We start from the raw sequence: 6,939 nt of genomic DNA on the forward strand, positions 1-6,939 counted from the left end.
TGGAGTGTAAACCAGCCATATAAAAAAGTGAAAAACTACGCTAGAGGAAGATCAAGCACGTTTAATGGTGAAGAGCTTTTATTTTACTCTTTTTCCACTTTTGTTACAACTAGCTTTCTTCATTCCTTAATAGATAAATTTGGTCAAATCGCGAGGCAGAAACTCCCTGCCAACAGTAGAAATCCGCTTGTCCAGTTGATCTCTCGTCACTGGGCCGATTTTTACAAACATGACCTGGTCTTCTCCATGGTGAACCAGCTCAGCCAGGCTTACCTTTAGCTTGGCTTGCTGAATCTCGGTGAGCTGGCACAGAAACACCGAGTACTGGACGTGCTCGCCTTGCCCCTTCATCAGCTTGAATACTTTTCTCCAACGTTTTTGATCGGCAATATCATAGCTTACCAGAACAAATTGTCGCATGGTCATTTCCTACCTTGTCATGAGCGGCGTATATTCCACCAGCTCTCCATCCAGATACCGAGCCAAAAACCTTGCTTCCAGCTCCAGCATACGGCGATAGCTGAGCTTATACCCAAATTGCGGATGCGTCAGCGTCTCGTTCATCCGTCTTTCATAGGCAGCGAAATACGTTTGTCTTCCTGCCTTTTTCAAATAACAACTGTCTTTTCCCCAATAAAAGTCCCCGAGGGTGAGTTCCTCCGTATTCAAGGTACGTATCGCTACGCTATCGGCAATCAAGGCGCGGAACGGTTCCATCAGATCAAGTGCCAAAGCTGGTCTGCCCGGCTCCATCGTATGGAAAAAGCCGAACAGTGGATCGAGTCCGACATTGGCACATGCGGAGTAAACATCCCGTGAAAGAAGCGTATAGCCGAGGGAGAGCAGCGCATTGACCGGATCTTTGGGCGGGCGACGGTTGCGACCGTTCATGATCGCCATACCGTCTACTACTGGGTGCTTTAACATGGTAGGGAAAAACTGCATGTACAACTGTGCTGCACGTCCCTCGATACCTCTCACTATTTCCAGTGATGGCGCCTCCCACGCGCGATCTCTAAGCTCTTTTAACTCTTTTAAAACTGCTTTATCTGGTGAGCCATTGCGGCGCAGCATCGTGCGCTGATTGGAAATTTTCGCATACACGACCCTTCTCGCGATTCCAAGGGCGATCTCCGCGTGCTGAAATTTGATAAACTGCTTGGCTCTTGTTCGAATGTTTTTCGATAAAGGGGGAGTCATTATTCCTGTCAATGTGCCATGCGTAGTCAAGTAGCTGACGTGGACGCCACAGTTCATCAAGGTGTGCAGAAGCTGCGTAGAGCATTGCACATGCCCCATCAAGCTCACGTGAATCAAGTCTTTGATCGGGATTTCGTCTATCTTTTCGCCCCGGCAGGTGATGGTCAAGCTTTCTCCGCTTCTGCCCAGTTTTGCCCCCTGCTCTGTAACATACAGTACCCCGCCATCTGGACGACTGGGCACAATCTTTCTGATGTTTGCGCTCAACCCCAACATGTAATTCGTCTCGTCAGGCATGCATACGTAATTTAACGAGCAGCGAAAGCACTTTTTCGACTCCTGCAACGGAGGGGGAATTTCGGCTTCCCGAAGCTGATGAGCTTTTTGAATGCAGGCGTGAGTAGCCGCTATGAGTTCCTGCGAAAAAAGAATGCGAACCTTCTTTTTATTGCCACGGTAGTATAAGTAGCCATAATCGGATTCATATCCATTCGCGCGAAGCAGCAAGCCTTGCGCACACAATTGGATTTGGTCGTTGGGCCAGGCAGAACCGTCCAGCGAATACACGCCTACATTGAACATCTGCCCGCCTTCTGGCGACGCCGAATGCTTTCCTTCTACCGGAATCCACTGCTTACCTTCTTCCAGACAGACGGCATCCAGCTTTCCCGTAATGCCAAGCACAGGGTCGCCGAGCTGCAAGCTAAACGGAGCGTCCCCCCACATCTCTTCCGGCGCTGCCTTGCTTTTGCGCAGATGTGTCTCTGCACGCTTGTGTTGTGCTGCTCCTTCGACCGTGTCTGCGCTTTCCTCAAACAGCCCCTGCACATGCATAATATGGTACAGTCGCTCACAATACTGAATTTCATTTAGCATGCGGACAGGTATCCAGGACAAGCCATTCACTCTCCTTGCACACCCTTACCGAGCCTTTGTCAAAAACCGTTCCCGCAATTTTCCGTACAGCTTCCTTTTCACCTCGCCCCAAAAATCTTTTTGGGGATACCATACGGATTCGGGAAAAAAGACTCCGCTAGGATCGCGGAACAGTGTACGGTATGTTCCTTTCGCCTCTTCTGCTTCCTCGATGATCTCCTGAAAGTCTTCCAGTTGTTCGGGCGACTCAGACTCTTCTGTAAAGGTTGTTTTACCTTTCAGCTTTGCCTGGCTGTCCCACACATATACATCTTTCCAGGCTGTATCCGATTTTTTCACAAAAAGCCCTTTGCCCAGCTTTGCCTGCACCGATTTTGTCTTGGGAACGAGATACTCTTCCTCGTCTCGGACGATGACGCGGCAGCTAACCTTGAACAGTTCATTGTATCGCTGCCAAAAACGTTTTTGCAGATTGTGCGCCGCGTTAATATCGGCCTGGAGAAACACGACCTCCTTGCTTCCGCTTCCGTCTGTCAAGGTCATGAACAGTTCTCCGCTATCATCCGGGACAATGTCGCCGGGCCTTAGCTGTTTCACTTGTTCTTCCGTCAAAAATTGCTCGTTGACTAACCTCTTCTGCAAGTTCTCAAACCGTCTGCCCTGCAGGTCTTGGCCTCTCACCTTTTTACAACGAATGCCTGGCGTTCCTGTCTTGGCGTAAAAACGAGAGGAATATTCCGCCCGGACATCGCCAATCTGAATCCCGTATGGCTCCGCCTGCATGTGGACGTATTTCGGAATGCTGCGATGCGCCCACTTCATCAAGGTGGAGTTTTCTTTGGTCGAGCGATCCAGGTTAGAACGGTACTGGCTCAGATTTTCAAACAGAATGACCTGGCAAGCCGGGTATTCGGCGCACCACTCTTGTTTCCGCTCGTCGTAAACATACCCCAAGGCAGTCATGACAATGGCGTGACTTAACTGCTTCAGGCGATCCTCTTTGACGTTTTGGATATGGGTCAACAGACGCTGGTGGCTGGTATGGCCTCGCTCAAAGCGATTAACCTCCTGCGGATTCCTCGACCTGCGGCTCCAGGAAATCAACAGCTTGCGCAAGCCCTCCAATTCTTCTATGTTCCACATGCTCAGACCTGCGATGCCTTTTCGCTCGTCAGCAGCAAAGCGCTTGCGCCATGCCTGAACGGCTTTTCCGACGTATTCCTCTGCTTTTCGGTGTATTTGCACTACCGCTTGTTCCCAGTCCGCTTCGTTTCGAGGCAAAACCTTTGTTAAGTCGCAGACAATCCCCTCCCAAAATGTCCGGTCTGTTTGATCGAGCGGCGACTTTTTCTGCTCAACCGCTTGTTTCAGGCTGTCGAGTTCATCCCAGCGATCTCCATACTGCTTATTTGCCATACGCATGATTTGGGCGAGCACTCTGATTTGAAACTTCACACGTTGGTGTAGCTGGAACCGCTCGTCCCGTTTTTCCATCACCTGTTTTTCTACCTGTTCACCAGGCAACCTGAGCATATAGCTCCGATGATGGACAGCGACCAGCGGCGTTCCTTCAATCCAGTAGGAAAAATCAGCCGCATTTTTATCGCTACTCTCTTCTACAGAAAAAATAGAAGTCGCTGCAGCCGCGCGCAGCCCAAGGTCTATGCTCATTACACGAAAACCGGATGCCAGCGACTCCACCCCAGCCGAGTGTTGTGGCGAAGCTTTTATCCATTCAACAAGTTGCTCCGACTTATAGGTAGTGACCTTGGGAAACTCGTTGGGGCGACGAATGAGTTGCAGTACTTGTCCATACGGCGCCTGCACGCGGCCATTTTTCACTTCTTGCAAAGGTTCGAAATCAATGACAACGTTAAGGTAAACGCTGCCGATTTCCCCGTCCTCGAAGTTTTTTTCTTCCTTCTCCAAATCGCCCCGCTCCAGTTGTAGCTTTGCTCCCCCCAAGTGTCCGTTAAACGTCGAGCCCGAACCTTTATCCTTGAACTCGATTTTCTGCTTGCCTTTGTCATTTTTCAGCAACTTCACCTGCTGGTAAAACTGCCTGGACAAAGCTAGCTCGACCTCGACGTCTTTCTTTTCCATCCATCCCGATTCGCTTGGCCATATCAACTGACTAAACGTTACAAAACGTCTGCTTCTCGGTTTGTCCGCTTCAGCCGTCAAGTAGTAGTCTTGCAAATTTCCTCCCCGTGCATCGAAGCGCACCCACAATGGATGCTTCCTGGCATTGGGCAACGTCATCGTGGCGCTTTGCTTGGCTTCCTCCAGCCGTTTCGTCAGTTCGTTGCGCGCGACAAAATAATGGATACGCTGCGGATTCCCCTTCCAGATCAGGCGGTTCTTCTCTTCCATCAGATACTGGAAGAAGTGAGCATCCCCAAACCGCCCTCTCAGTCGCTGCTGCACACGCTTGAGCGCCTCTTTGTATTGCTCGTGACTGGCACTGGCGGGAAAGGTTGACCATAGCTCGTACAGCTCGTTCCAGCCTTTCATTTGCCGCTTGGTAATCCGATACTTGTCATTGGCAGCGGTCATGTTTTCCCTAAGCTCTCGCTCTCGGTTTTCTTCGTACTGCTCTAGCAAGCTGATCCATTCCTGACCGCCTTCGAGTTGCTCGTTCAGTTGAGCCATTTTTTCTTTCAGCTTGGCATACTCTTCCTGGACACGTTTGTTCCAGCTCTCCCAACTGAGCAGTCTTTCAATCGCTTGTTGAAGCATGTCTCTGTCCCAGGTTCGCACAAACTGATTGGATTGAAGTGGCAACCACGCGATATCTGTTACGGTGTTCGTGTACAGGGGAAAGATCGGTCTAATGCCGTATTCCTCCAAAGTAGTAATCACAGAAGCGGTTGGGTCTTCCTCGCGTCTTTTTTTCCATTTTTCGTAATCCTGTTCCCAGGTTGGGTCGTTCGCTTCTTTTTTCTTCTGCCAAGTGGGTTTTGCCCCTGCCTTCGAAGTACCTTTGCCGCCTTCGCTGTTCGGATCGACGAGCGGGCTGAGAAACTTTCGGCTGATGATCTGGGCGTCGCCACTTTGTCCGACCGAGGAGGGGACAAGCAGTTCATATAGTTGGCGCAAAGCTTCCAGTGCCTTATCTAGCGGAAGCGCTTGCGTATTTTTATCTGCCTGATTTCGTTGTTGCTGTTCGCGTATGTGACAAATCAGTTCTTCCTGTAGTTCTTCTTTTGGCCGTTCACCAGTGCTTTCCTGACGAAAGAGCAGGAGCATTTTCATGTAATAGGCGACGCCTTCATTTAACAACCGATGCGTCCGCCATATTCCTTTTCGGAGGTTTTGCGCTTCCGGGCCTGTGTGGGTTTTTAGTTTTAGTTTTATGCTACGGATTGCCATGACTGGTGCCTCCCGCTTCCCACCTAAACTCGTAACTTCTACGCTTTCGCTTGTCCATGACGTTATTTCCTTTCTTTACTAAGTATGATTTTTGAATTTCAAAAAAAATCGAACATCTATAAGGTATAATATACTATCAATACTAACAGCTATCAATTCTTTATTTAAAAGAGAGTAAATGCTTGTTGCATTTTTCTTCATGTACTATACTTACTAATACGAATTATAGGTTCGTCTAACTTTAGTGCGTGTGCATTGGGTGATTCAAACAATCACTTCTCCACTAGAAGCTTATTACAAAGCTTGCACTTTATTTACAAAGAGAAAAGCCAATGCTCTCCCTTTCCAAATGAAACCAGTTTTCTTTTAATCCATTTTTTGCCTGACTGCTTCTTTTTTGCAAGAAAACGTATCGAGCACCTGTAAACCTCTCACTATGACTATTGAATTTGGTATATATTATTATCAAGAGATCAATGATTTTGAAGTTCACTATAGGTTATTTAATAGAAAGATGCCCCTAACGTAAAGCAGGGGCATCTTTGATGTGTTAATTTTCAAGGTATTTCACCAAGTTTTCGAACGATGAAAAGGAGCATCAAGTTGGACAAGCTGTGCTAACCACGAAGCTTTCCACTAAGCTTTCGAACGCTTACAGCTTCCGGTCAACCCCGCATCCATCCGCATAGTGCTAATCCCGAAGCTTTCCACTAAGCTTTCGAACTCAAGATCGAGGCACTGTACCCGGGCACGAAAGGGTGCTAATCCCGAAGCTTTCCACTAAGCTTTCGAACTTAATATCTTGGTTGTAGTTGCGCAAACCTTTTATGTGCTAATCCCGAAGCTTTCCACTAAGCTTTCGAACCTTACTCAGTTTGCGTCCTCCGAAGAAGTCGTCCATAAGTGCTAATCCCGAAGCTTTCCACTAAGCTTTCGAACGCGACACGACCGTATTCGTGGACGAGCCGGTCTTTGTGTGCTAATCCCGAAGCTTTCCACTAAGCTTTCGAACTCTACGGCAACGCTCGGGTCTACGGCAACGCTTGGGTCGTGCTAATCCCGAAGCTTTCCACTAAGCTTTCGAACTTCGTAGCCTCAGGCGTTGGTCTGGGTAGTATCTCAAGTGCTAATCCCGAAGCTTTCCACTAAGCTTTCGAACTTACGGTAACCGTTAGGCACATCCCTAAACTCCGAAGTGCTAATCCCGAAGCTTTCCACTAAGCTTTCGAACATTGAGACTCGACGGGCAAGGGTTTTGTCTCGGCTGTGCTAATCCCGAAGCTTTCCACTAAGCTTTCGAACGCGCCGCAGCCGGGATAATAGCATAAAGCCATCAACGAGTGCTAATCCCGAAGCTTTCCACTAAGCTTTCGAACATGTACCGTGATGCTGTACCTACTTTGTATTTTAAGTGCTAATCCCGAAGCTTTCCACTAAGCTTTCGAACTGCATTCTTTCAAAAACAACTTTTGGTTTGCGGCCTGACGTGCT

At 48.6% G+C, this 6,939-nt stretch carries 3 protein-coding genes and 1 CRISPR repeat array; all 3 genes read right to left on the bottom strand.

The window, feature by feature from the left end; genetic code table 11:
- Positions 1-126 precede the first annotated feature (126 nt).
- The 3 genes from cas2 to cas12b are packed head-to-tail and all read right to left on the bottom strand — an operon-like array spanning position 127 to position 5,448.
- Complete coding sequence (gene cas2, locus AC3WJN_RS25250) at positions 127-420, bottom strand: CRISPR-associated endonuclease Cas2 (RefSeq protein WP_005836160.1); 294 nt, start codon at positions 418-420, stop codon at positions 127-129.
- Positions 421-429: 9 nt separating this feature from the next.
- A complete protein-coding gene (locus AC3WJN_RS25255) occupies positions 430-2,097 on the bottom strand; it encodes a CRISPR-associated endonuclease Cas4/Cas1 (RefSeq protein ID WP_007781019.1) in 1,668 nt (555 codons plus the stop codon).
- A gap of 24 nt (positions 2,098-2,121) precedes the next feature.
- A complete protein-coding gene (gene cas12b, locus AC3WJN_RS25260; protein WP_433947694.1) occupies positions 2,122-5,448 on the bottom strand; it encodes a type V CRISPR-associated protein Cas12b in 3,327 nt (1,108 codons plus the stop codon).
- A 614-nt stretch (positions 5,449-6,062) separates the two neighbouring features.
- A CRISPR array of direct repeats spans positions 6,063-6,895; the repeat unit is 36 nt; unit sequence GTGCTAATCCCGAAGCTTTCCACTAAGCTTTCGAAC.
- Positions 6,896-6,939 lie beyond the last annotated feature (44 nt).

It is taken from the genome of Brevibacillus sp. FW306-2-1A-C05A (assembly GCF_058781555.1).